Genomic DNA, 21,617 nt, shown 5'->3' on the forward strand with positions numbered 1-21,617 from the left:
CGATGTCTAGCCAAGGCCGGGAACAGCCTCTAGAAGCTGCCTGTCCTTCCCGCTTGCCCCTTCTCCGGAGCCTGCCATGACCGCCATCATCGACATCATCGGACGCCAGATCCTCGATTCCCGCGGCAATCCGACGGTCGAGGTCGATGTGGTGCTCGAGGACGGCTCGATGGGCCGCGCCGCCGTTCCCTCCGGCGCCTCGACCGGCGCGCATGAGGCGGTGGAGCTGCGCGACGGCGACAAGTCGCGCTATCTCGGCAAGGGCGTCCTGCAGGCGGTCGAGTCGGTCAATGTCGCGATCGCCGAGGCGATCGTCGCGATGGACGCCGAGGACCAGACCGCGATCGACCAGACGATGATCGAGCTCGACGGCACGCCGAACAAGCGCAAGCTCGGCGCCAACGCCATCCTCGGCGTCTCGCTTGCCGTCGCCAAGGCTGCTGCCGAGGCGTCCGGCCTGCCGCTCTACCGCTATGTCGGCGGTACCTCGGCCCGCGTCCTGCCCGTGCCGATGATGAACATCGTCAATGGCGGCGCCCATGCCGACAATCCGATCGACTTCCAGGAATTCATGGTGATGCCGATCGGCGCGACCTCCTTCGCGGAAGGCCTGCGCATGGGCTCGGAGATCTTCCACACGCTGAAGAAGAAGCTGCACGACGCCGGCCACAACACCAATGTCGGCGACGAGGGCGGCTTCGCCCCCAACATCAAGTCGGCGGAAGCGGCACTGGATTTCGTCATGCAGGCGGTCGAGGCGGCCGGCTACAAGCCGGGCGAGGACATCGCGCTGGCGCTCGACTGCGCCGCGACCGAGTTCTTCAAGGACGGTTCCTATGTCTATGAGGGCGAGCGCAAGACGCGCGATCCCAAGGCGCAGGCCAAGTACCTCGCCAAGCTCGTCGGCAGCTACCCGATCGTCTCGATCGAGGACGGCATGGCCGAGGATGACTGGGAGGGCTGGAAGGCTTTGACCGACCTCGTCGGGGCGAAGTGCCAGCTCGTCGGCGACGATCTCTTCGTCACCAATGTCGAGCGCCTGTCGCGCGGCATCAAGGGCAAGACGGCGAATTCGATCCTGGTCAAGGTCAACCAGATCGGCACGCTGACCGAGACTCTCGCCGCCGTCGATATGGCGCAGCGCGCCGGCTACACGGCGGTGATGTCGCACCGCTCGGGCGAGACCGAGGACTCGACCATCGCCGACCTCGCCGTCGCCACCAATTGCGGGCAGATCAAGACCGGCTCGCTCGCCCGCTCTGACCGGACCGCGAAATACAACCAGCTTCTGCGCATCGAGGAAGAACTCGGCACGCAGGCGATCTATGCCGGCCGCGCCGCGCTGAAGGCCCTCGCCTGATCGAGGCCCGCGCTGCCGCGCTCACCAGCGCGGCAGCAGGCCGCTCGCCTGCGACAGGCCCCAGGAGCCGACGGCCTGCACGCCGCCAGCAGCCCCCGAAACGGCATCGACGACCTTCGTCGCCGGTGCGATCACGAGACGGCTCCAGGAATCGTCGTGGGACGTCTCGGCCGTCGTCGCAACCTCGATCGCCGTCGCCGCGGCGGGGGGCAGGATGACCAGCGGCCCCGATGCCGCAACGGCGCGGGTCGTCGGCGAAGCGCTCCGGCGCGACACTGCACGGGGCGTGCTGTCGCCCGCCCGCGGCCGGCGCTCGGAGAGCATCGCGAGCTGCGGCGGCGCCCATTCCCCGGTTTCCGGCCAATTCAACGACATCGGCATCGCCAGCGCCGCCGGCGTGACCGGCGCGTTGGCCAGGATCTCCGCGCCCCCGGCCGAGATGCGCTCCAGCCGGTCGGCGATCTTGCCGTTCCGCAGCATCGCCAGCACCGGTACGGACGCCTGATTGCCGATCGCGGCGCGGGCTCCCTGTCCGGGCGCGGTACCGGACAGAAGCGCAGGCAGCGCCGCGAGCAAAGCAACAGTCGTCACCACGCCCAGCGAAAGCAGGAGGTGGTGGCCGAGCCGGCTCGCCATCGCTGCCGGGCTGGGTGGATAGAGGGTGCTGGACATCGCTGCCACTCCGGATCGCTCGCTGCCCCTTTGGCTCGCGGGAGCCAACAAGCCCTGCCCTGTGGGCGGCAGAAGGGCCGAACCGGGGCGCAATTGCGGTTCGCATCCGCAAGCGCGGGCGCCATGCGCAACGGCCCGTAACGGCAGTGCAGCAATCGCGCTATGCCAGCGCATGGATCAGCGCGTCGCCAGCCTTCCCGCACCTCAGGACAAGGAACGACGCCGACGCCGGCTCGCCGTCGCCGGCATGCTGCTCAGCGTGCTGATCTTCGGCTCCAACTTCGTCGTCAGCCGGCACGCCATGCTCAACGGCGTCGGCCCGCATGATCTGATGGCACTGCGTTTCGCGACGGCGGGCCTGTTGCTGATGCCGCTCTTCCTGCGCGGGGGCGGCTTGGCCACCTGTGGCGGCGTCGGCTGGAACCGTGGCCTCTGGCTCGCGGCGACCAGCGGCTTCCCGATGACCTTCCTGATGCTGACCGGCCTCACGATGGCTCCCGCCGCCCATGGCGCCACGATCGGCCCCGGCACCGTGACCGTGATCGGCATCGTCGGCAGCGTGGTCCTGTTCGGAGCAAGGCTCTCCGCGCCGCTGATCGTCGGCATCCTCGGCGTGATCTGCGGCTTGAGCTTCCTCGCCTTCGCCGGCAGCAGCGGGGCGGCGTCCGAGACGCTCAGGGGCGATCTCTGCTTCCTCGGCGTCGGGCTGCTCTGGGGCTTCTACCCACTGCTGATCCAGCTCTGGAAGATCGACGGCCTCAAGGGGGCGGTGATCGTCTCGGTGCTGTCGCTCGCCTATCTGCCGATCTACTTCCTGTTCTTCTTCCGCGGCTTCGACATCGCGCCCTGGTGGGTTATCCTCCTGCATGCGCTCTATCAGGGCGTCGTCAACGTCATCCTGGGTCTGTGGCTCTGGGGCTGGGCCGCGCATGTGCTGGGCGCCGCCGTGGTCGGGCGGTTTCCGCCGCTGATCCCTGTCACCGGCACAACGCTCGCCATTCCGGTGCTGGGCGAGCTCCCCGGCCCAATGCAGCTCGCCGGATTCGGTCTGATCGTCAGCGGGCTGTTCGTGGCGTCATGGCGCCGGCCGGTGCGCCAGGAGCCCGAGATTCCAGCAGATCGACAACAGCAATCCGAGAGCCAGCGCCGTTCCTGAGCCGAGCGGGACGGCCGTGAAGTGGAGCACGGCCAGGCCGAGGCCGACGCCGAGCAGGCCGAGCGCGCCATTCCCGATCAGGGCGGCGGTCGCGGCCCCGCCGATGCGCGGCTGCAGGATCAGGACGAGGCTCGACAGCACCAGCGGGAGCCCGGCGAGGATGCCCGACCAGTTCGCCCCGACCTGATGGCTCGCCACGGTGACGCCGCCGACCAAGGCGGCGACGCAAGCGGCGCGCAGCGGGACTGCGAACCAGGCCCGCTTTGACAGGACGGAGGGCCGCGCGGCGAGAAACGGCCGCACCAGGAGATGGACAAGGACCAGCGCGACCGTGGCGAGCAGCGTCAGGGGCAAAGCCGCCAGCGACAGGGCTCGCACCCCGAGCAGCACCGCGATCCAGGCCGTCAGCGCGGCAGCAAGGCTCGGCAGCGTCGCAAGGCGTTGCGCCGCCAGGACATAGGCCAGGACGAAGCCGGCATTGGCGACGTTGGAATGCATCGTGCCGCGGGCGCTCTCGGCGATAAAGGCCGGCTCGTGCTCGAGCGCCAGGAAGAACAGGACCGGGCCGAGCGAGATCGGCAAGGTGGCGATCATCGCCGCGAGCTTCGGCCCGCTGCGCTCGGCGATCAGCGAACAGGTGACCACCACAGCGGCCGCGATCGCCATCTTGACGAGCAGCAGGCCGGGATCGGTAACGGTCACGCCGGGCCGCTTCCGGGCTCGCCCCTGGCCCAGCCTTCCTTCGTCTCGGCGATGAAATCGGCGAGGCGCCCGGCCGCGATGGCGGCGCGCAGGCCGGCCATCAGCTCCTGATAATAGGCGAGGTTCACCCAGGTCAGCAGCATCTTGCCGAGCATCTCCTCGGCCTTGACCAGATGGTGCAGATAGGCGCGCGACCAGCCATTCGCGGCCGGGCAGGCGGATTGCTCGTCGATCGGGCGCGGATCCTCGGCGTGCTTGGCGTTCTTGAGGTTCATCCGGCCGAAGCGGGTGAAGATCTGGCCATGGCGACCGGCGCGCGTCGGCATCACGCAGTCGAACATGTCGATGCCGCGCGAAACCGCCTCGACGATGTCGTCGGGCGTGCCGACGCCCATCAGATAGCGCGGCTTCTCCTGCGGCAGATGCGGCTCGACGGCCTCGATCATCGCCAGCATGACCTCCTGCGGCTCTCCGACCGCGAGGCCGCCGACGGCATAGCCCTTGAGATCCATCGCGGCGAGCTCGCGTGCGCTCTCGACGCGCAGGCTCGGCACAGCCCCGCCCTGCACGATGCCGAACAGCGCGCGGCCCGGATGGGTGCCGAAGGCCGTTTTGCAGCGCTCGGCCCAGCGCAGCGACAGGCGCATCGCCTTCTCGGCCACCTTGTCCTCGCAGGGCAGCGCGACGCATTCGTCGAGCTGCATCACGATGTCGGAGCCGAGCAGGTTCTGGATCTCGACCGAGCGCTCGGGAGTCATCACATGCTTCGAGCCGTCGATATGCGATTGGAAGGTGACGCCCTCCTCGGTCAGCTTCCTGAGCTGCGACAGGGACATCACCTGGAACCCGCCCGAGTCGGTCAGGATCGGGTGAGGCCAGTTCATGAACTTGTGCAGCCCGCCGAGCCTCGCGATACGCTCGGCCCCCGGGCGCAGCATCAGATGATAGGTGTTGCCGAGCACGACATCGGCGCCGAGCGCCCTCACCTGCTCGGGATACATGCCCTTGACGGTCGCGGCCGTGCCGACCGGCATGAAGGCCGGCGTGCGGATGACGCCGCGCGGCATGCTGATCGCGCCGGTGCGCGCGGCACCGTCGCGGGCCGCGACCTTGAAGGTGAATTCGGGAGTGGCAGCGATGTCCGGCTGCATGGGCTGGGGCTGAACGGTCATAGCCTGCGAGGTAGAGCAGCGCGCCGGTTTAGGGAAGAGACCCGCGCGCCGGATGAGCCATGCGCCCTCACCGGGAATCCCGATCAAATCGTCATCCCGGGCGACCGCAGGGAGACCCGGGATCCATGCCGGAACCTTCATCGGAAAGGCTCAGCCATGGATCCCGGATCGGCGCCGCTACGCAGCTTGTCCGGGATGACCCGCGCCTTCCCGCCCATCCCCCGTGTTAAAGCGGCGTCGCTACTTCCCCACCAGCGCCGTCTCGTAGATCTCCGGCTTGAAGCCGACGATCGTGCTGCCCTTACCGAGATCGAGCACCGGGCGCTTGATCATCGAGGGGTTCGCCAGCATCAGCGCGATCGCCTTGCCCGCGTCGAGCCCCTGCTTCTCGGCATCCGGCAGAGCCCGGAAGGTCGTCCCGGCACGGTTCAGCACCGTCTCCCAGCCATGCTCCTTCACCCAGCCTTCCAGCGAGGTGCGGTCGATGCCGCTCGCCTTGTAGTCGTGGAAGGCGTGAGCGACGCCGTGGCTGTCGAGCCAGGCGCGCGCCTTCTTCATCGTGTCGCAGTTCTTGATGCCGTGGATCGTCGTCGTCATACCGAGCGCGCCTCAGGCCGGACGCTTCGGGCTGTCGAGGCCGCGCTGCACCGCCGGGCGCGACAGGCAGCGTTCCAGCCAGATCGGCACATGCGTCAGGCTGGCATAGCCGACGAGTTCGCCGGCGCCATAGAAGCCGACGAGGTTGCGCACCCAGCCGAGCATGGAAATATCGGCGATGGTATAGTCGTCGCCCATGATCCAGGTGCGGCTGCCCAGCCGGTCCTCCAGCACGCCGAGCAGGCGCTTGCTTTCGTTCGCGTAACGATCACGCGGGCGCTTGTCCTCATATTCGCGCCCGGCGAATTTATGGAAGAAGCCGAGCTGGCCGAACATCGGCCCGATCGCCGCCATCTGGAAGAAGACCCACTGGATGGTCTCGTAGCGGGCGGCAGGGTCCTTCGGCAGGAGCTTGCCGGTCTTCTCGGCGAGATAGAGCAGGATCGCGCCGGATTCCCACAGACCGAAGGGCTTCCCGTCCGGCCCATCGGGGTCGATGATCGCCGGGATCTTGCCGTTGGGGTTAAGCGAGAGGAATTCCGGTCCCCAGGTCTCGTTCTTGCCGATGTCGATCAGATGCGGCTCATAGGGCAGTTCCAGCTCCTCCAGCGCGATCGAGGCCTTCACGCCGTTGGGCGTCGGCAGCGAATAGAGCTGGATGCGGTCGGGATGGCTGGCGGGCCAGCGCTTGGTGATCGGGAAAGCGGAAAGATCGGCCATCGGGTGCTCCGGTTGAATCGGGAGAGCTTCGGGCGGGCACGATAGAGCCGGATGGGCTCAAGGCAACGGGGCAACCGCATTAGCTTCGCAAAGCCGGTTTGCGATGGTGCACGATCAGCGATTGGCCAGGGGCCAGCGGCCGAGGATTTCATAAGGCTGGTGCGGAACGCTCCGGATCAGGGCGAAGTCCGCCACGCGCCAGCCCAGCGGCCGCACGCGGAACGCCTTCGTCCGAAAGCGGGCATAGAGCAGCGTCAGATGAGGATGGCAGGGAGAGCGCCTGCCCCGAAAGCCGCCTGCCCGCAGTTCCCGATCCAGCCTGTCGTGAAGCCGGTCAGCCCCGATCACGCTGTCCTGGCCGGTCATGACGAGCGCCGGTTTCTCCAATCCTTGGGCGAAGGTCGCGACTTCGTCGAGCCGCAGCTTGAAGCCATTCTGCCTGACACGCCCCGCCGCGCAGTGCATCAAGGCGAGTTCCTGCGAATCCGGTTCGCGACGTTCAGGCCATCCCCACAGCGTGACGTGGTATTTGCCGATACCGCGTGGATTGCCGGACAGATTGAACCAATTGCGCAGCGCGCGGGCCATATGGTCGGCCGCGGCCGCCGCGACGGGGTTGGGCAGGAGCGCGAAGAAGTAATTCGCCCGTTCGGGCGGCCGGACACCCCGTTCCATGGTCGCCTCCTTCGAAAAGATGGCCGAGGACAGTATTCTAGAACAAATCAGGAACGATCGTAAATCGTGATTTTCCTCTTGCGCCACCGGGCCCGGGACCCGGGGCACACCGCGATTTTGCGCTCGAAGACTGTCATGAGGCATCGCTCTTGAGGCTTGCCGCCAGCCGCATTTCCCTTATATTCGGAATATGCCGAATATATCAAACAAGCCCAGCAAGGATGAGCAACGGTTCGTGGAGGACGTGGCCCGGCTGCTCACGCCCTGGGGCGTGCCGCCCGTCGCGGCTCGCCTTTATGGCTATCTGCTTCTCTGCTCCGACCCCGTCAGCCTCGACCAGATCACCGAGGGCCTCGAGATCAGCAAGAGCAGTGCAAGCGTCGCCGCGCGACTGTTGGAGAGCTACACGCTGGCGCGTCGCCACAGTCAGCCCGGGACAAAGCGTGCGCTCTATGCCGTGGCCGACGACTACGACGTCATGATCCGGCAGCAGAACCGCCTGCTCGACGCCTTGGCCGAACAGCTGAACGCCGGAGCCGAAATCGCCGCGTCCAAAACGGCAAGCGCGCGTCTCGACGAGATGGCCGATTTCTATCGGGTGATGCGTGGCGCCATGGAAGACGCCATGAGCCGCTGGAAGCGTGGCCGGCGACCCCGGTGAGAAACGAACTCCCGCAGCGGCGTATGCCGCGCGGAAGGATCAACAGCTTCGACGCGAGAGGCAGGCAATGAGTCTCGTTCTCAATCTTATCCTCCAGACGATCGTCTGGTTCGGCTTCATGGGCGCGATCATCTTCGGTGCCGCGGGCACGACCGACTATGCCGGCGGCTGGCTCTATCTCGGCCTGATGGTCGCGCTCTCGATCCTGTTTGGGGCGATCATGGCGCGTATCGATCCCGGGCTCCTCAGAGAACGCCTGAAGTCGCCCATGCAGAAGGACCAGCCTCTAGCCGACAAGCTGGTTCTCGTCCCGATCCTGCTCCTCATCTTCGGAGGCATGGGCTTCATGGCAGCCGATGCGGCGCGCTGGCACTGGTCGACCATGCCGCCATCCGTGCAGTGGGCAGGTTGCGCCCTTCTTCTGGCGGCGCTGGTCTTCGTTTACTGGGTCATGCGCACGAACAGCTTCGCGGCACCGGTCGTGAAAATACAAAAGGATCGCGGACAGGCGGTCATCTCGACAGGCCCTTATGCCATTGTCCGCCATCCCATGTATTTCGGCTCGCTCTTCTACATCGCCGGCACGTCGCTCGTGCTCGGCTCGTGGTGGGGACTTGCGACAGTCCCCATCCTCGCCCTCCTGTTCGGCATCCGGATCGGCATCGAGGAGCAGGCGCTGCGGACGGGCCTCGAGGGCTATGAGGACTATGCGCACCGCGTGCGCTGGCGCCTGATACCGCTTATCTGGTGAGACGACTGACCCGCGGTCACTCCCACTCGATCGTGCCGGGCGGCTTGCTGGTCACGTCGTAGACGACGCGGTTGATGCCCTTGACCTCGTTGATGATGCGGGTCGCCGCACGGCCAAGGAAATTCATGTCGAAGGGATAGAAATCCGCCGTCATGCCGTCGACCGAGGTCACCGCGCGCAGCGCGCAGACATGGTCGTAGGTGCGGTAGTCGCCCATCACGCCGACGGTGCGCACCGGCAGCAGCACGGCGAAGGCCTGCCAGATCACGTCGTAGAGGCCCGCCTTGCGGATCTCGTCGAGATAGATCGCATCGGCCTTGCGCAGGATGTCGAGCTTCTCCTTGGTGATCTCGCCGGGGCAGCGGATGGCGAGACCCGGCCCCGGGAAGGGATGGCGGCCGACGAAGGCCTCGGGCAGGCCGAGCTCGCGGCCGAGCACGCGGACCTCGTCCTTGAACAATTCGCGCAGCGGCTCGACGAGCTTCATCTTCATGCGCTCGGGCAGGCCGCCGACATTGTGGTGGCTCTTGATCGTCACCGAGGGGCCGCCGGAGAAGGAGACGCTCTCGATCACGTCGGGATAGAGCGTGCCCTGTGCCAGGAAGTCGGCGCCGCCGATCTTGGCGGCTTCCGCATCGAAGACCTCGATGAAGAGCCGGCCGATGGTCTTGCGCTTGGCTTCCGGATCGGGACCGACCTTCTCCAGCTCGGAGAGGAAAAGCTCCTCGGCCTCAACATGGACGAGCGGGATGTTGTAGTGATCCCTGAACAGGGTCACGACCTGCTCGGCCTCGCCGAGGCGCATCAACCCATGATCGACGAAGACGCAGGTAAGCTGGTCGCCGATCGCCTCATGGATCAGCACCGCAGCCACCGCCGAGTCGACGCCGCCGGAGAGCCCGCAGATGACGCGGCCGCTGCCGACCTGATCCTTGATCTTCTTCTGCATCTCGGCGCGATAGGCCGACATGCTCCAGTCCGGCTTGCAGCCGCAGATTTCGACGACGAAATTGCGCAGCAGCTTGCCGCCATCCGGAGTGTGGACCACCTCCGGGTGGAACATCGTGGTGTAGAAGCGCCGCTCTTCATCGCTTGCCACCGCGAAGGGGGCGTTCTCCGAGGTCGCCTTGACCGAAAAGCCCTGCGGCAATTCGGTGACGCGGTCGCCATGGCTCATCCAGACCGGATAGCGCGCGCCCTTCTCCCAGACGCCTTCGAACAGCTTCGAGGGCGCGACGATCTCGACATCGGCGCGGCCGAACTCGGCGGCGTGTCCGCCCTCGACCTTGCCGCCGAGCTGATGCGCCATGGTCTGCTGGCCGTAGCAGATGCCCATCAGCGGGATATTCGCGGTGAACACCGCCTCCGGCGCGCGCGGGCTACCCTCATCCGGCACGGAAGCTGGGCCGCCGGAGAAGATCACGCCCTTGGGCTTCAGCCGCTGGAACGCCTCGCCCGCCGACTGGAACGGGGCGATCTCGCAATAGACGCCGATCTCGCGGATGCGCCGCGCGATCAGCTGCGTCACCTGCGAGCCGAAATCGATGATGAGGATGGAGTCGTGATGGGGCTGAGCGCTCGTCATCGCGTCCCGTTAGAGCATCGGACCGAAAAGTGGAACCCACTTTTCGGGGCAATCCGATGCGGCCGCAGAGTATGGATCACGCGGGCGCGCGCAATGGCTGCCCCCGCCTCAATCCCCGCGTCGCAGGCAAGCCAGATAGAACCCGTCCGTCCCGGTCCGGCGCGGCGAGAGCTGCAGGCCGAATTCCGTGGCGAAGCGGGCGAGCAGGGAGAAGTCGCTCTCGGCCCCGGTGAGCACGTCAATCGGCGCCACCGCGGCGAAGCCCTGGTGACGGCCGAGGAAGGCGCGGATCGCCTCGTCGTTCTCCTCCGGCAGCATCGAGCAGGTGATATAGGCGATGCGCCCGCCCGGCTTCACCAGCCTGGCGGCGCGGGCCAGCACCTCGGCCTGGTCCTTGATCCGCTCGGCGAGCGCGCCGGGGCGCACGCGCCATTTCGCATCGGGATTGCGCCGCCATGTGCCGGAGCCGGTGCAGGGCGCATCGACCAGAACGAGATCGGCCTGTCCGGCGACATCCGCCAAAGGCTCGTGGCCGCGCGAGCGCGGAATGCGGATATCGACGATGTCGGCGCCCGAGCGCGCCAGCCGGTCATGCAGCGGGGCAAGGCGGCGGCTGTCGAGATCGGTGGCGTAGAGATTGCCGCGATTGGCCATCAGCGCCGCCAGCGCCAGCGTCTTGCCCCCTGCCCCGGCGCAAAGATCGATCACCGTATCGCCGGGCTTCGCGCCGGCGAGCAAGGTCACGAGCTGCGAGCCTTCGTCCTGGATTTCGAAGGCACCGGCAAAGAAGGGGGCTTCAGTCTGGAGCGACGGGCCGCGCCCGTCATGGCCGGGCTGGAAGCGCAAGGCGTCGGGCGACCAGGCGCCCTCTTCCGGCTGAAGATGGGCGAGATCCTTCAGCACCGCCTCGCGGCTGGCCTTGAGCCGGTTGACGCGCAGATCGACGGGAGCGCGCGTCGCCAAGGCCCGCGCCTCCTCCACCGCCATCGCGCCGAACGCCGCCTCGAAGGCGGGCCAGAGCCATTCCGGCACGTCCGCGCGAATCCAGTCGGGCGCATCGTCATCCGAAAAGGCGGTGAGCAGGGCCGTCTCATCGGCGCTGAGCGGCGCGGGCGCGTGGTTCTCGCCGGAGCAAAGCGCGGCGATCTCGGCGAGCGGCAGGCCGCGCAGGCCCATCAGCATGCCCAGCACCAGCGCGCGCGGCTCCTCGGAAGCCATGGCGTAGCTGGAGGAGGCCTTGCGACGCAGCGCGTCATAGACCAGCGAGGCGACGGCCGCGCGGTCCTTGGAGCCGGCGAAGCGGCGCGACAGGCCCCAATCCTTGAGCGCGTCGGCAGCCGGGCGACGGCGCTCGATGATGTCCTGCAGCACCTCGATGGCGGCGCTGATCCGGGCGGCTGGCGTCATGGTCGTTCGATCCTGGCGCGGGCCGCTGGGGCATGGCGCCGCGAAACAAGGGCAAGGTCAGTTTCAACGCATTCCATCATGTCGCTGCGGCATGGGTATCGCGGCGGCATGTTCTTGACGCGGTCGTTTCATAAGCAGAAAGACGATGCAACCGCATGTCGCGGTCAATGGGACACGACACCATGAAAAATGCCGCCCGCCTTGCCGTTCTCGGCCTCTTCGCCTTCGCTCTCGCCGCTTGCGCCACCCAGCCGCAGGCCGATCTGACCCCGCCGCCCGCCAAGCGCCTCGACGCCAAGACCACGCTCGAGAATCACCGCTGAGGTTCCGTTTGGAAACGCCCTGAACCCTCATCCCGAGCCGTCATTCCGCCCGGAATGGCCTCTCGGAGCAGGGTCGAGAGTTTCCAAACAGATTCCTGACGTCCGGTTCGCAGTCGGTCGTCTCCGGCCGGCAGCGCACAGGCGCGAACGCACTTCATGGGGATGTCACATCCCGCGGCCTAGCTTCGCGCGCCCTTTCGCGAGCCGAGGCCCATCATGAAGAAGACGCTGCTTTTCTCGACATCGCTTTTCGCCGCCCTGGCGCTGCAACCGCTGACCGTCGGCGCGCAGTCCGCGCCGACGCTTTCGGGCCAACCGCCTCTCGTCATCGCCCATCGCGGCGCCAGCGGCTATCTGCCGGAGCACACGCTCGAAGGTTACCGGCGCGCCATCGCACTCGGTGCCGACTTCATCGAGCCGGACTTGGTCTCGACCAAGGACGGCGTGCTGGTCGTGCGCCACGAGCCGATGCTGAGCGGCACCACCGATGTCGCCGACCGCCCGGAATTCGCCGGCCGCAAGACCACCCGCAAGCTCGACGGCATCGAGACCACGGACTGGTTCGCCAACGACTTCACACTGGCCGAGATCAAGACGCTGCGGGCCAAGCAGGCCTTCGCCGATCGCGATCAGTCGCATAACGGCAAATACGAGATCCCGACCTTCCAGGAGGTGATCGACCTCGCCAAGGCGGAGAGCGCCCGCACCGGCCGGACCATCGGCATCTATCCGGAAACCAAGCACCCGACCTACCACGCCGCGCTCGGCCTCGCCTTCGAGGACAAGCTGCTCGACATGCTCACGGATGCAGGCTGGACGCAGAAGAGCTCCCCGGTCTTCATCCAGAGCTTCGAGACGGCGAACCTGAAATATCTGCGCAAGAAGACGCAGCTCCGGCTCGTGCAGCTCGTCGATGGCGACGGCGTCGACAAGGACGGCAAGGTCACGCTGGCCGCCCCCTTCGACCGGCCCTACGACTTCGCGGTGCTCGGCGACAACCGCACCTTCCCGGACATGCTGTCGCCGGAGGGCCTCAAGGAGATCGCGACCTATGCCGACGGCGTCGGCCCCTGGAAGGTCTATCTGATCGGCGCCCGGCAGACGATCGGCCCGGACGGCAAGCCGAAGGACCTCAACGGCGACGGGAAGATCGACGAGCGCGACCGCAACGTCATCGCGCCGACCAATGTGGTGAAGGACGCGCATGCGGCCGGGCTGGTGGTCCACCCTTGGGCCTATCGCAGCGAGGCGCACCGGCTCGCGGCCGACTACAACAACGACCCGGTTGCCGAATACAAGGCCCATCTGGCGCTCGGCATCGACGGCATGTTCACCGACTTCACCGACCACGCCGTGAAAGCCCGCGACGGCAAGTAGGCCGCAAGGCTTGCCCAGGGAGGAGGCTTCAGGCCTCCTCCTCCATGACCATCTGGGCGATGCGCGGATCCCCGTTGAACCGGGTGGCGGCGGCGTGGCCGACCGCGACGGCCGTCACGCAGAGCGCGACGGACGCGACGACGTTGATCGCCGCCCGCACCGTCTCGCCGCTGCGCAGCAGGTCGAGCGTCTGCAGGCTGAAGGACGAGAAGGTGGTGAAGCCGCCGCAGAGGCCGACCATCACGAACAGGCGCACGGGCTCGGACACCGGGAAGCGGCCGCTCGCCAGCGTCAGCGTGCCGAAGAAGCCGATGACGAAGGAGCCGGCGATATTGATGAGGATGGTGCCCCAGGGCAGGCTCCCGCTGATCGGCAGCGCAAGCACGGAGATGAGGTAGCGCGCCAGCGTACCGAGCGCGCCTCCGATCATGACGAAAACGACGGTCGAGAAGGACATGCTCGCTTCGGCTCCCTTGTCGACGGGCATGAAAAAACCCGCCTTGCGGCGGGCTCCGGACGGATTCCCACCGCAGTTTCGTGCGGTAGGAGTCATCAGCCCTCACGGGCGGTTTCGGGGGAACTCCATCCCCATCGCCGGTGAGAATAGGATGCCGCGCGGTCCGGCGCAACGGCGTTCGCGGGCGCCGGCCGCATGATTTCCGCATTGGAGCGTGGTGATTTTACCCAGAACCTCCGCCGTCATCCCGGGCTTGACCCGGGATCCATGTCGGAGCGCTTCCGATCGAGGTTCAGGCATGGATCCCGGATCTGCGCGGAGTTTATCCTTGGGCCGATCGAAGATCGGACCCGAGTCTGCGTCCGGGATGACTCGCGCTTCCACCACGACGCAATGCTCGACGAAAAAGAAAAGCGCGCCGGTTTCCCGGCGCGCTTTCGCAATTCGATCTAACCCGACCGTCTCAGTGCAGGATCTGGCTGAGGAAGAGCTTGGTGCGCTCGTGCTGCGGGTTCTTGAAGAACTCGTTGGGGGTGTTCATCTCGACGATCTGGCCGGCGTCCATGAAGATGACGCGGTCGGCGACCTGGCGGGCGAAGCCCATCTCGTGCGTGACGCAGAGCATGGTCATGCCCTCCTCCGCCAGCGAGACCATGGTGTCGAGCACCTCCTTGACCATCTCGGGGTCGAGCGCCGAGGTCGGCTCGTCGAACAGCATGATCTTCGGGCTCATGCAGAGCGAGCGGGCGATCGCCACGCGCTGCTGCTGGCCGCCCGAGAGCTGGCCCGGATATTTATGAGCCTGCTCGGGAATCTTGACGCGCTTGAGATAGTGCATGCCGATCTCCTCGGCGTCCTTCTTGGGCATCTTGCGGACCCAGATCGGCGCCAGCGTCAGGTTCTCCAGGATCGTCAGATGCGGGAACAGGTTGAAGTGCTGGAAGACCATGCCGACGTCGCGGCGGATCTCGTCGATCTTCTTGAGATCGTTGGTGAGCTCCGTGCCGTCGACGACGATCTGGCCCTTCTGGTGCTCCTCCAGCCGGTTGATGCAGCGAATCATCGTCGACTTGCCCGAACCGGACGGGCCGCAGATGACCAGCTTCTCGCCGCGGGAGACCTTGAGGTTGATGTCACGCAGCACGTGGAACTCCCCGTACCACTTGTTGACGCCGACCATCTCCACCGCCGTCGCGGTCTTCAACGAGGTCGGCTTCAGCGCTGCCGGGCGGGTGTCGGTGATCTTGGTTTCGGCCATTGCCATGGTTTTTGTCCCTCTCAACGTCTTTGGCCGGCAGCCAGGCGCTTCTCGACCGCAATCGAATATCGCGACATGCCCCAGCAGCACAGGAAATAGAAGATCGCGGCAAAAGCATAGCCCGTCGTCCGCGTCGTCGGCGTCGCCCAGGTCGGATCGACCAGCGTCGCCTGGATTGTGTTCAGGAAGTCGAAGATGCCGACGATCGCGACCAGCGTCGTGTCCTTGAACAGGCCGATGAAGGTGTTGACGATGCCGGGAATGACGATGCGCAGCGCCTGCGGCAGGATGATGAGGCGCATCATCTGCCCGTAGCCGAGGCCGAGCGACATCGCTCCTTCGAACTGCCCCTTCGGAATCGCCTGGAGACCGCCGCGGATAACCTCCGCCATATAGGCCGAGGCGAAGACCGCGACGCCGATCAGCGGCCGCAGCAGCCGGTCCGGCGAATATTCCTGCGGCACGAAGAGCGGCAGCATGGTGTTCGCCATGAACAGCACCGTGATCAGCGGCACGCCACGCACGAACTCGATGAAGATCACCGAGAGCAGCTGGATGATCGGCAGCCGCGAGCGGCGTCCCAGCGCCAGGACGACACCCAGCGGCAGCGAGAAGACGATGCCGACCGCCGAGATCAGGAAGGTCACCGTCATGCCGCCCCACAGGCCGGTATCGACCCGCGGCAGGCCGAGCTGCTGCTGGATGACGGCGATCAGCCCGAAGACGACGAGCGCCATCAGGATCAACCGCTTCGGCCGGTAGAAGCGCTGCCAGGGCGACGCCTCGCGCTCCGCCGCCAGCAGCGGCGCAGGAGTCCAGAACGCCAGCGAGGGCACGAAGGACACCACGGCGTAGAGCACCGCCAGCGCGGCGCTGAGCAGCAGCAGATTGCGCAGCAACCCCTCGGCCGTCGCGCCGCCGAGCAGCAGGATGAAGCCGCTGAGCGGCAGGATGATGAAGAAGAAGAAGGCGCCGAGCTTCTTCAGCGGCGCCTTGTTCCAGAGGAGCCAGACGACGCCGAGCGCGAACATCACGAAGACGATGTTGACCCGCCAGCGCTGCGAGACCGGATAGGAGCCGTAGACGAAATACTGGAAACGATCGACCACATAGGGCCAGCACGCGCCGACCGGCCGGCCGATCTTGTCGGCGAGACAGGCTTCGCGGTTCGCACCGGTCCAGACGGCGTCGAGGATGTAGAACCGCACCAGGTCCTCCACCCCGACGATGACGATGTAGAGGCTCACCAGCGTCAGGACCGTGCCCAGCGGGCTGGAGAACAGGTTCGAGCGGATCCACGCCACCGGGCCGGCCACCGAGAGCGGCGCCGGCTGCTGCGCGAGCGTTTCCCTGCGGACGAAGGCGTTGGGTGCGTTGTCGAGAGTTGCGTCGGTCATCGCTTACGCCCTCACCGTTCCACCAGCGCCATGCGCTTATTGTAGATGTTCATCGCGAACGAGGTCACAAGCGAGATCGTGAGGTAGACCCCCATCGTGATCGAGACCATTTCGACGGCCTGACCGGTCTGGTTCAGCACCGTGCCCATGAAGACCTGAGTGAGATCGGGATAGCCGATCGCCACCGCCAGCGACGAATTCTTGACGAGGTTGAGGTATTGCGAGGTCAGCGGCGGGATGATGACGCGCATCGCCTGCGGCACGACGACGAGCTTCAGGGTCGGCCCCGACCTCAAACCGAGCGCGTTGGCGGCTTCCGTCTGCCCTTTCGAGACAGCGAGGATGCCGGCGCGCACGACCTCGGCGATGAAGCCCGCCGTGTAGGTCGACAGACCGACGAGGAGCGCGACGAATTCGGGGAAGATCTGCAGGCCGCCCGTCAGGTTGAAGCGGCCCTGCTGCGGATACTCGAAGGAAAGCGGCTGGCCGGCCAGCAGGAAGACGATCAGGGGCATGCCGATGACCAGGCCGAGCGCCACCCAGCCGTTCGGATACTGCTTACCCGTCTTGGCCTGCTGCCCGCGCGCCCAGATGTAGAACGCGATCGAGCCCGCAATGCCGATGAGGAAAGCGATCACCACCCACTCGAAGGCCGGTGCGAATTGCGGGTTCGGGAAGATGATGCCGCGGTTGTTCAGATAGATGCCGCCGGGCAGCGAGATCGAATTACGCGCGTCCGGCAGGGGCTTCAGCACCGCGTTGTACCAGAAGAAGAGCTGGAGCAGCAGCGGGATGTTGCGGATGACCTCGACATAGATCATCGCCAGCTTGGCAATGATCCAGTTGCTGGAGAGCCGCGCGACGCCGACCGAGAAGCCGATGATCGTCGCCAGCACGATGCCGAGCGCGGCGACGAGCAACGTGTTCAGCAGGCCGACGAAAAACGCCTGGCCATAGGTCGAGCCCGAAGCGCTGAAGGGGATGAGCTTCTGGTTGACGTCGAAGCCGGCCGCGTTGTGCCAGAAGCCGAAGCCCGAGGCGATCTTCTGCGCCCGCAGGTTCTCGATGACGTTCGAGGCGGCTGACCAGATCAGGAAGCCGACCACCAGCAGCAGAACGATCTGATAGACATAGCCCCGGATCTTCGGATCGTAGAATAACGACGCCTTGCCGGGTGATACCGTTTCGGTCGGGATGCTCGACACCTGTTACGCCCTTTTTTCTTCGCTTGTTGAGGCCGGCGATCCTGCGGCGGTGCGACTCCACCGAAGGCCGTTGGGTCCGGACCGATTGTCTCTGGTCATTGCTGTCCGTCGTCGATCGCGCTTCCTGCCATGGCGGATGCGCCGCGCCTGTGACGCCCTGTCGCCAAGGCGTGCGGGTACCGCCTCGCCGGCCCATCCGCCGGGCTCGGCTGCGAAGAAACCGGCCGCGCTCGCAGCCTCTCGATCGAACTCTTCATCGTCATTCCCCTGTCGGAGCGGGTTGGTCCCGCTCTCGCCGCGTTCATAGCAAGTCCCGGACCACCTTTCTGGCGGTCTTCTTCTCGTTTCAATCCGGAAGCCCGAGGCTTCCGGCCGTTCGGCGCCCCTGCCTCCTGCGCCGGCCGATTTCAGCGCACCGGCGGCGCGTAATGCAACCCACCTCCGGTCCAGAGCGCGTTCAGACCCCGCTCAATCCCCAGCGGCGAGCCGCGGCCGAGGTTGCGCTCGAAGGATTCCCCATAATTGCCGACATGGCGAACGATCCGGTAGGCCCAGTCGCGCGAGAGCCCGAGCGCTCCTCCGAAATCGCCTTCGAGGCCGAGAAAACGGCGGACATCCGGCCGCTCGGAGGCCCGCATCGCTTCCACGTTGTTCTGGCCTACGCCGAGTTCCTCCGCATCGAGCATCGCGAACAGCGTCCACTTCACCAAGCCGAACCAGCCTTCGTCACCCTGCCTCACCACCGGCCCGAGCGGCTCCTTCGAAATCGTCTCGGGCAGGATGACATGATCCTGCGGCGCGGCGAGCCTGCTGCGCTGGATCGCGAGCCCGGCCCGATCATAGGCATAGGCGTCGCAACGGCCGGCCCCATAGGCATCGACCGTCTCGTCGCTGCCGCGATAGGTGACGATCTCGCTGCGCAGGCCGTGACGGCGAAAGAAATCGGCGACGTTGAGCTCCGTGGTGGTGCCCTGCTCGGCGCAGATCGTGGCGCCGCCGAGCTGCGTGGCGGAGGCGATGCCGAGCGCCTTGCGGACCATGAAGCCCTCGCCGCCGTAGAAATTGATCCCGGCGAAACGCAGCCCCAGCGCCGTGTCGCGCGTCATCGACCAGGTCGAGCTGCGCGACAGGAGATCGACCTCCCCCGTCTGCAAGGCGGTGAAACGGTCCTGCGAGGAGAGCGGCACGAAGGTCACCCTGGCCGGATCGTCGAAGATCGCGGCGGCCAGCGCGCGGCAGAGATCGACGTCGAGGCCGGTCCAGTTGCCCCGGCTGTCAGGCATGGAGAAGCCGGGCAGCGATGGCGCGACGCCGCAGAGGATCGTCCCGCGGGCCTTCACCTGCGCCAGCAGATCGCCCTTCGCCAGGGCCTCCGGGGCGATAATCGCCGCCGCGGCAGTCAGCGCAAAGATATGGGCTATCCTCGCTGTTCCCATGGCAAAACCGGTCGTTGCAGCCGATGAGCGGCCGATGTCGTCGCGGTCCGCCCGGGCCATGGCCCAGATCATGGCGCCGGGCGATATCGCGAAGAGGCGCCGGACGATCCGGCGCCTCCCGATGGCACGCTCAGCGAACCGGCGGAGCGTATTGCAGGCCGCCCTTGGTCCAGAGCGCGTTCTGGCCGCGGGCGATCTTGAGCAGCGAGCCCTGGCCGACGTTCTTCTCGAAGGATTCGCCGTAGTTACCCACCAGCTTGACGATCCGCACGACCCAGTCGGTGGTCAGGCCGATCTGCTCGCCGAACTTGCCCTCGGTGCCGAGCAGACGCTTGATCTCCGGATTGTCGGACTTCACCTGCTGGTCGACATTAGCCTTGGTGACGCCGAGCTCCTCGGCGTTCAGCATCGCGTAGCCAACCCACTTCACCAGGTTGAACCACTGCGGGTCATTGTTGCGGACGGAGGGGCCGAGCGGCTCCTTGGAGATGATCTCCGGCAGAACGATGTGATCGTCCGGGGCGGCGAGCTTCAGGCGCTCGGCATAGAGGCCCGAGGCGTCCGTGGTGAAGGCGTCGCAGCGGCCGGCATCATAGGCCTTGATGGTCTCGTCGGCGGTCGCGAAGGCCACGACCTCGTATTTCAGGTTGTTGGCGCGGAAGTAGTCGGCGAGGTTGAGTTCCGTCGTCGTGCCCTGCTGCGTGCAGACCGAGGCGCCGTTGAGCTGCAGCGCCGAGTTCACGCCGAGCTTCTTGCGAACCATGAAGCCCTGGCCGTCATAGTAGTTGACGCCAGTGAAGGCGATGCCGAGCGACGCGTCGCGGGTCATCGTCCAGGTCGAGTTGCGGACGAGCAGATCGACCTCGCCGGACTGGAGCGCGGTGAAGCGATCCTTGGCCGAAAGCGGGATGAACTTGACCTTGGCCGGATCGTTGAAGATCGCAGCGGCCACGGCGCGGCAGACGTCGACGTCGAGGCCGGTCCAGTTGCCCTGCGCGTCCGGCACGCCGAAGCCGGCGAGGCCGGGATTCGAGCCGCAGTTCAGGATGCCGCGCTGCTTGACCTGCGCGAGTGTGGCCTGGGCCGAGGCGCCCGTTGCGGAAATCGCGAGCCCGGCTCCTGCAAAGAGGGCGGCTGCCAAAAGCTTTTTCATCGTAACTCTCCCGTTGAAACAAGCATACCGGAGGATCCGGACACGCTCGAAAATCCGGTTCGCCGCTGGCGGCTCCCAAACCGCTCTGTCGTTCCCAGCAATGAGGCGGCGTCCCCTTAAACAAGTCGATTGCCAGAGCGACCCATGAGCGTCAAGCAACGGCCATCCGCCGCAGCCGCCACTTGTTCGCCACAATCATCACATGCGAACTTGGCAAGACGGTCAAGCCCGGCCGCCTCGCCTTCCGCTCCAGCCGCATCGGTTCCATGAAAAAGCTGCCCTCCTCTGAATTTGCCCGCCTCGGCACACGGACCCGCCTCGCCCTCGCCGGCCGCGACCCCAGCGACAGCTACGGCTTTGTCAATCCTCCTATCGTACGAGGCTCCACGGTCATCTATCCGAACACCGAGGACTTCCTCGCCCGGAAGGCGCGCTACACCTATGGCACCCATGGCAACCCGACGCTCGACGCGCTCGAGGCCGCGGCCAACACCATCGAGGGCGGCGCCGGCGTCGTGGTGACCCCCTCGGGGCTGCTCGCCTGCACCCTGCCCTTCCTCGCCTTCCTCTCCGCCGGCGACCATGTGCTGGTGACGGACAGCGTTTACCGGCCGACGCGCAATTTCTGCGATTCCTTCCTGAAGCGGATGGGCGTCGAGGTCAGCTATTACGACCCGCTGGTCGGGGCCGACATCGCCAAGCTGTTCCAGCCGAACACCAAGGCGGTCTGGACCGAGGCCCCCGGCTCCCAGACCTTCGAGATGCAGGACATCCCGGCCATCGCCAAGGCCGCCGCCGCGCGCGGCATCCTGACGATGATGGACAACACCTGGGCGACGCCGCTCTATTTCGACAGCCACGCCTTCGGCGTCGACATCTCGGTCCAGGCCGGCACGAAATACTATGCCGGCCATTCCGACGTGCTGATCGGCACGATCTCGGCCCGCACGCCCGAGCTCTACAAGACCCTGCGCAAGGCCTGGGAAGAGCTCGGCGTCATCGTCGCCCCGGAGGACGCCTTCCTGACGCTGCGCGGCATGCGGACGATGGCGATCCGCCTCAAGGAGCAGATGCCGGCCGGAATCGAGATGGCGAAATGGCTGCAGGCGCGCCCGGAGATCGCCCGCGTGCTGCATCCGGCGCTGCCGGAAGATCCTGGCCATGCCCTCTGGAAGCGCGACTTCACCGGCGCCTCCTCGCTCTTCGCCTTCGAGTTCGCGCCGGTCTCGATGAAGGCGGTCGCCGCGATGTTGGACGGGCTCACGCTGTTCGGCATGGGCGCCTCCTGGGGCGGCTATGAGAGCCTCGTCCTGCCCTTCGACTGCCGCGCCTACCGCACGGCGACGACGCCCGACTACAAGGGGCCGACGGTGCGCATCCATATCGGGTTGGAGAACCTCGAAGACCTCAAGGCCGATCTCGAAGCGGGCTTCGCCCGGCTGAAGGCTGCGAGCTGAGAGAAATAGCCGTGATGCCCGGGCTTGACCCGGGCATCACGCGAAGCGGGGCTTCGACCCCGGTTCTGCAAGAGATTCTCGGGTCGGCGCTTCGCT

At 66.4% G+C, this 21,617-nt stretch carries 21 protein-coding genes and 1 riboswitch; of the genes, 7 read left to right on the top strand and 14 right to left on the bottom strand.

All coding sequences use genetic code 11. The features are described 5' to 3' along the window. Nucleotides 1–76 precede the first annotated feature (76 nt). A complete protein-coding gene (gene eno / locus GGC47_RS16145; RefSeq protein ID WP_370954163.1) occupies nt 77–1,360 on the top strand; it encodes a phosphopyruvate hydratase in 1,284 nt (427 codons plus the stop codon). Between the two features lie 21 nt (nt 1,361–1,381). Here the strand turns inward: eno and GGC47_RS16150 are convergent, their stop codons facing one another. Continuing rightward, nucleotides 1,382–2,032, bottom strand: a complete 651-nt coding sequence (locus GGC47_RS16150; RefSeq protein ID WP_142020774.1) for a hypothetical protein — start codon at nt 2,030–2,032, stop codon at nt 1,382–1,384. Nucleotides 2,033–2,204: 172 nt separating this feature from the next. On the opposite strand from GGC47_RS16150, the gene GGC47_RS16155 reads away from it, so the two are divergent. Further along, complete coding sequence (locus tag GGC47_RS16155) at nt 2,205–3,188, top strand: DMT family transporter (protein WP_142020773.1); 984 nt, start codon at nt 2,205–2,207, stop codon at nt 3,186–3,188. On the opposite strand, the gene GGC47_RS16160 is transcribed toward GGC47_RS16155, so the two are convergent. The 5 genes from GGC47_RS16160 to GGC47_RS16180 all read right to left on the bottom strand — a co-directional run bounded on the left by GGC47_RS16160 (nt 3,108) and on the right by GGC47_RS16180 (nt 7,141). Beyond that, nucleotides 3,108–3,890 carry a hypothetical protein gene (locus GGC47_RS16160; RefSeq protein WP_051988486.1) on the bottom strand — a complete coding sequence of 261 codons (783 nt, stop codon included), beginning with the start codon at nt 3,888–3,890 and terminating at the stop codon, nt 3,108–3,110. The two genes, GGC47_RS16155 and GGC47_RS16160, sit on opposite strands and share 81 nt — an antisense overlap. Then, complete coding sequence (gene tgt / locus GGC47_RS16165; RefSeq protein WP_429068518.1) at nt 3,887–5,062, bottom strand: tRNA guanosine(34) transglycosylase Tgt; 1,176 nt, start codon at nt 5,060–5,062, stop codon at nt 3,887–3,889. Before tgt ends, GGC47_RS16160 begins: the two co-directional genes overlap by 4 nt. A gap of 240 nt (nt 5,063–5,302) precedes the next feature. Further along, complete coding sequence (locus GGC47_RS16170; RefSeq protein ID WP_142020772.1) at nt 5,303–5,659, bottom strand: ArsC family reductase; 357 nt, start codon at nt 5,657–5,659, stop codon at nt 5,303–5,305. Between the two features lie 12 nt (nt 5,660–5,671). After that, nucleotides 5,672–6,379 carry a glutathione S-transferase N-terminal domain-containing protein gene (locus tag GGC47_RS16175; RefSeq protein WP_142020771.1) on the bottom strand — a complete coding sequence of 236 codons (708 nt, stop codon included), beginning with the start codon at nt 6,377–6,379 and terminating at the stop codon, nt 5,672–5,674. A gap of 114 nt (nt 6,380–6,493) precedes the next feature. Beyond that, complete coding sequence (locus GGC47_RS16180; protein WP_142020770.1) at nt 6,494–7,141, bottom strand: 2'-5' RNA ligase family protein; 648 nt, start codon at nt 7,139–7,141, stop codon at nt 6,494–6,496. 148 nt (nt 7,142–7,289) lie between these two features. On the opposite strand from GGC47_RS16180, the gene GGC47_RS16185 reads away from it, so the two are divergent. After that, nucleotides 7,290–7,715, top strand: coding sequence for a GbsR/MarR family transcriptional regulator (locus tag GGC47_RS16185; protein WP_370954162.1), 426 nt, complete (start codon nt 7,290–7,292; stop codon nt 7,713–7,715). Between the two features lie 67 nt (nt 7,716–7,782). Further along, a complete protein-coding gene (locus GGC47_RS16190; protein ID WP_142020768.1) occupies nt 7,783–8,466 on the top strand; it encodes a methyltransferase family protein in 684 nt (227 codons plus the stop codon). Between the two features lie 16 nt (nt 8,467–8,482). Here GGC47_RS16190 and guaA read toward each other — a convergent pair whose 3' ends face one another. Continuing rightward, the gene (gene guaA, locus GGC47_RS16195; protein WP_142020767.1) at nt 8,483–10,051 is read right to left on the bottom strand and encodes a glutamine-hydrolyzing GMP synthase; all 1,569 of its coding nucleotides are present in this window, start codon (nt 10,049–10,051) and stop codon (nt 8,483–8,485) included. A gap of 108 nt (nt 10,052–10,159) precedes the next feature. Next, a complete protein-coding gene (locus GGC47_RS16200) occupies nt 10,160–11,458 on the bottom strand; it encodes an RsmB/NOP family class I SAM-dependent RNA methyltransferase (RefSeq protein WP_142020766.1) in 1,299 nt (432 codons plus the stop codon). A 182-nt stretch (nt 11,459–11,640) separates the two neighbouring features. On the opposite strand from GGC47_RS16200, the gene GGC47_RS16205 reads away from it, so the two are divergent. Both GGC47_RS16205 and GGC47_RS16210 read left to right on the top strand, forming a co-directional pair. Continuing rightward, nucleotides 11,641–11,781 carry a hypothetical protein gene (locus GGC47_RS16205; protein ID WP_166653092.1) on the top strand — a complete coding sequence of 47 codons (141 nt, stop codon included), beginning with the start codon at nt 11,641–11,643 and terminating at the stop codon, nt 11,779–11,781. A gap of 216 nt (nt 11,782–11,997) precedes the next feature. Next, complete coding sequence (locus GGC47_RS16210; RefSeq protein ID WP_142020765.1) at nt 11,998–13,158, top strand: glycerophosphodiester phosphodiesterase; 1,161 nt, start codon at nt 11,998–12,000, stop codon at nt 13,156–13,158. Nucleotides 13,159–13,186: 28 nt separating this feature from the next. Here GGC47_RS16210 and crcB read toward each other — a convergent pair whose 3' ends face one another. The 6 genes from crcB to GGC47_RS16240 form a co-directional block, all read right to left on the bottom strand. Further along, nucleotides 13,187–13,615 carry a fluoride efflux transporter CrcB gene (crcB, locus tag GGC47_RS16215; protein ID WP_142021059.1) on the bottom strand — a complete coding sequence of 143 codons (429 nt, stop codon included), beginning with the start codon at nt 13,613–13,615 and terminating at the stop codon, nt 13,187–13,189. Nucleotides 13,616–13,694: 79 nt separating this feature from the next. Continuing rightward, nucleotides 13,695–13,757, bottom strand: a riboswitch (Fluoride riboswitch). Nucleotides 13,758–14,078: 321 nt separating this feature from the next. Next, the gene (locus GGC47_RS16220) at nt 14,079–14,873 is read right to left on the bottom strand and encodes an amino acid ABC transporter ATP-binding protein (protein ID WP_370954309.1); all 795 of its coding nucleotides are present in this window, start codon (nt 14,871–14,873) and stop codon (nt 14,079–14,081) included. Between the two features lie 20 nt (nt 14,874–14,893). Further along, nucleotides 14,894–16,270 carry an amino acid ABC transporter permease gene (locus GGC47_RS16225; protein ID WP_038368076.1) on the bottom strand — a complete coding sequence of 459 codons (1,377 nt, stop codon included), beginning with the start codon at nt 16,268–16,270 and terminating at the stop codon, nt 14,894–14,896. An 11-nt stretch (nt 16,271–16,281) separates the two neighbouring features. Continuing rightward, nucleotides 16,282–17,475 (bottom strand): amino acid ABC transporter permease, encoded by a 1,194-nt coding sequence (locus GGC47_RS16230; protein WP_429068519.1) that lies wholly within the window; start codon nt 17,473–17,475, stop codon nt 16,282–16,284. 407 nt (nt 17,476–17,882) lie between these two features. Beyond that, the gene (locus GGC47_RS16235) at nt 17,883–18,911 is read right to left on the bottom strand and encodes an amino acid ABC transporter substrate-binding protein (RefSeq protein ID WP_142021057.1); all 1,029 of its coding nucleotides are present in this window, start codon (nt 18,909–18,911) and stop codon (nt 17,883–17,885) included. Nucleotides 18,912–19,041: 130 nt separating this feature from the next. Beyond that, on the bottom strand, nt 19,042–20,064 hold the full coding sequence (locus GGC47_RS16240) for an amino acid ABC transporter substrate-binding protein (protein WP_038368079.1): 1,023 nt from the start codon (nt 20,062–20,064) through the stop codon (nt 19,042–19,044). A gap of 266 nt (nt 20,065–20,330) precedes the next feature. Between GGC47_RS16240 and metC the strand changes: the two genes are divergently transcribed. Beyond that, nucleotides 20,331–21,521, top strand: a complete 1,191-nt coding sequence (metC, locus tag GGC47_RS16245) for a cystathionine beta-lyase (protein ID WP_112762345.1) — start codon at nt 20,331–20,333, stop codon at nt 21,519–21,521. The last annotated feature ends 96 nt before the right edge of the window (nt 21,522–21,617 follow it).

The sequence above is a fragment of the Allobosea sp. OAE752 genome (genome assembly GCF_050433265.1).
Taxonomy (GTDB): domain Bacteria; phylum Pseudomonadota; class Alphaproteobacteria; order Rhizobiales; family Beijerinckiaceae; genus Allobosea; species Allobosea spartocytisi.

What these genes read in the sequence shown, in the direction of transcription:
- eno (WP_370954163.1), top strand. Translation starts at nt 77, where the DNA reads ATGACCGCCATCATCGACATCATCGGACGCCAGATCCTCGATTCCCGC.
- GGC47_RS16150 (WP_142020774.1), bottom strand. Translation starts at nt 2,032, where the DNA reads ATGTCCAGCACCCTCTATCCACCCAGCCCGGCAGCGATGGCGAGCCGG.
- GGC47_RS16155 (WP_142020773.1), top strand. Translation starts at nt 2,205, where the DNA reads ATGGATCAGCGCGTCGCCAGCCTTCCCGCACCTCAGGACAAGGAACGA.
- tgt (WP_429068518.1), bottom strand. Translation starts at nt 5,062, where the DNA reads ATGACCGTTCAGCCCCAGCCCATGCAGCCGGACATCGCTGCCACTCCC.
- GGC47_RS16170 (WP_142020772.1), bottom strand. Translation starts at nt 5,659, where the DNA reads ATGACGACGACGATCCACGGCATCAAGAACTGCGACACGATGAAGAAG.
- GGC47_RS16175 (WP_142020771.1), bottom strand. Translation starts at nt 6,379, where the DNA reads ATGGCCGATCTTTCCGCTTTCCCGATCACCAAGCGCTGGCCCGCCAGC.
- GGC47_RS16190 (WP_142020768.1), top strand. Translation starts at nt 7,783, where the DNA reads ATGAGTCTCGTTCTCAATCTTATCCTCCAGACGATCGTCTGGTTCGGC.
- guaA (WP_142020767.1), bottom strand. Translation starts at nt 10,051, where the DNA reads ATGACGAGCGCTCAGCCCCATCACGACTCCATCCTCATCATCGATTTC.
- GGC47_RS16200 (WP_142020766.1), bottom strand. Translation starts at nt 11,458, where the DNA reads ATGACGCCAGCCGCCCGGATCAGCGCCGCCATCGAGGTGCTGCAGGAC.
- GGC47_RS16205 (WP_166653092.1), top strand. Translation starts at nt 11,641, where the DNA reads ATGAAAAATGCCGCCCGCCTTGCCGTTCTCGGCCTCTTCGCCTTCGCT.
- GGC47_RS16210 (WP_142020765.1), top strand. Translation starts at nt 11,998, where the DNA reads ATGAAGAAGACGCTGCTTTTCTCGACATCGCTTTTCGCCGCCCTGGCG.
- crcB (WP_142021059.1), bottom strand. Translation starts at nt 13,615, where the DNA reads ATGTCCTTCTCGACCGTCGTTTTCGTCATGATCGGAGGCGCGCTCGGT.
- GGC47_RS16220 (WP_370954309.1), bottom strand. Translation starts at nt 14,873, where the DNA reads ATGGCCGAAACCAAGATCACCGACACCCGCCCGGCAGCGCTGAAGCCG.
- GGC47_RS16225 (WP_038368076.1), bottom strand. Translation starts at nt 16,270, where the DNA reads ATGACCGACGCAACTCTCGACAACGCACCCAACGCCTTCGTCCGCAGG.
- GGC47_RS16235 (WP_142021057.1), bottom strand. Translation starts at nt 18,911, where the DNA reads ATGGGAACAGCGAGGATAGCCCATATCTTTGCGCTGACTGCCGCGGCG.
- GGC47_RS16240 (WP_038368079.1), bottom strand. Translation starts at nt 20,064, where the DNA reads ATGAAAAAGCTTTTGGCAGCCGCCCTCTTTGCAGGAGCCGGGCTCGCG.
- metC (WP_112762345.1), top strand. Translation starts at nt 20,331, where the DNA reads ATGAAAAAGCTGCCCTCCTCTGAATTTGCCCGCCTCGGCACACGGACC.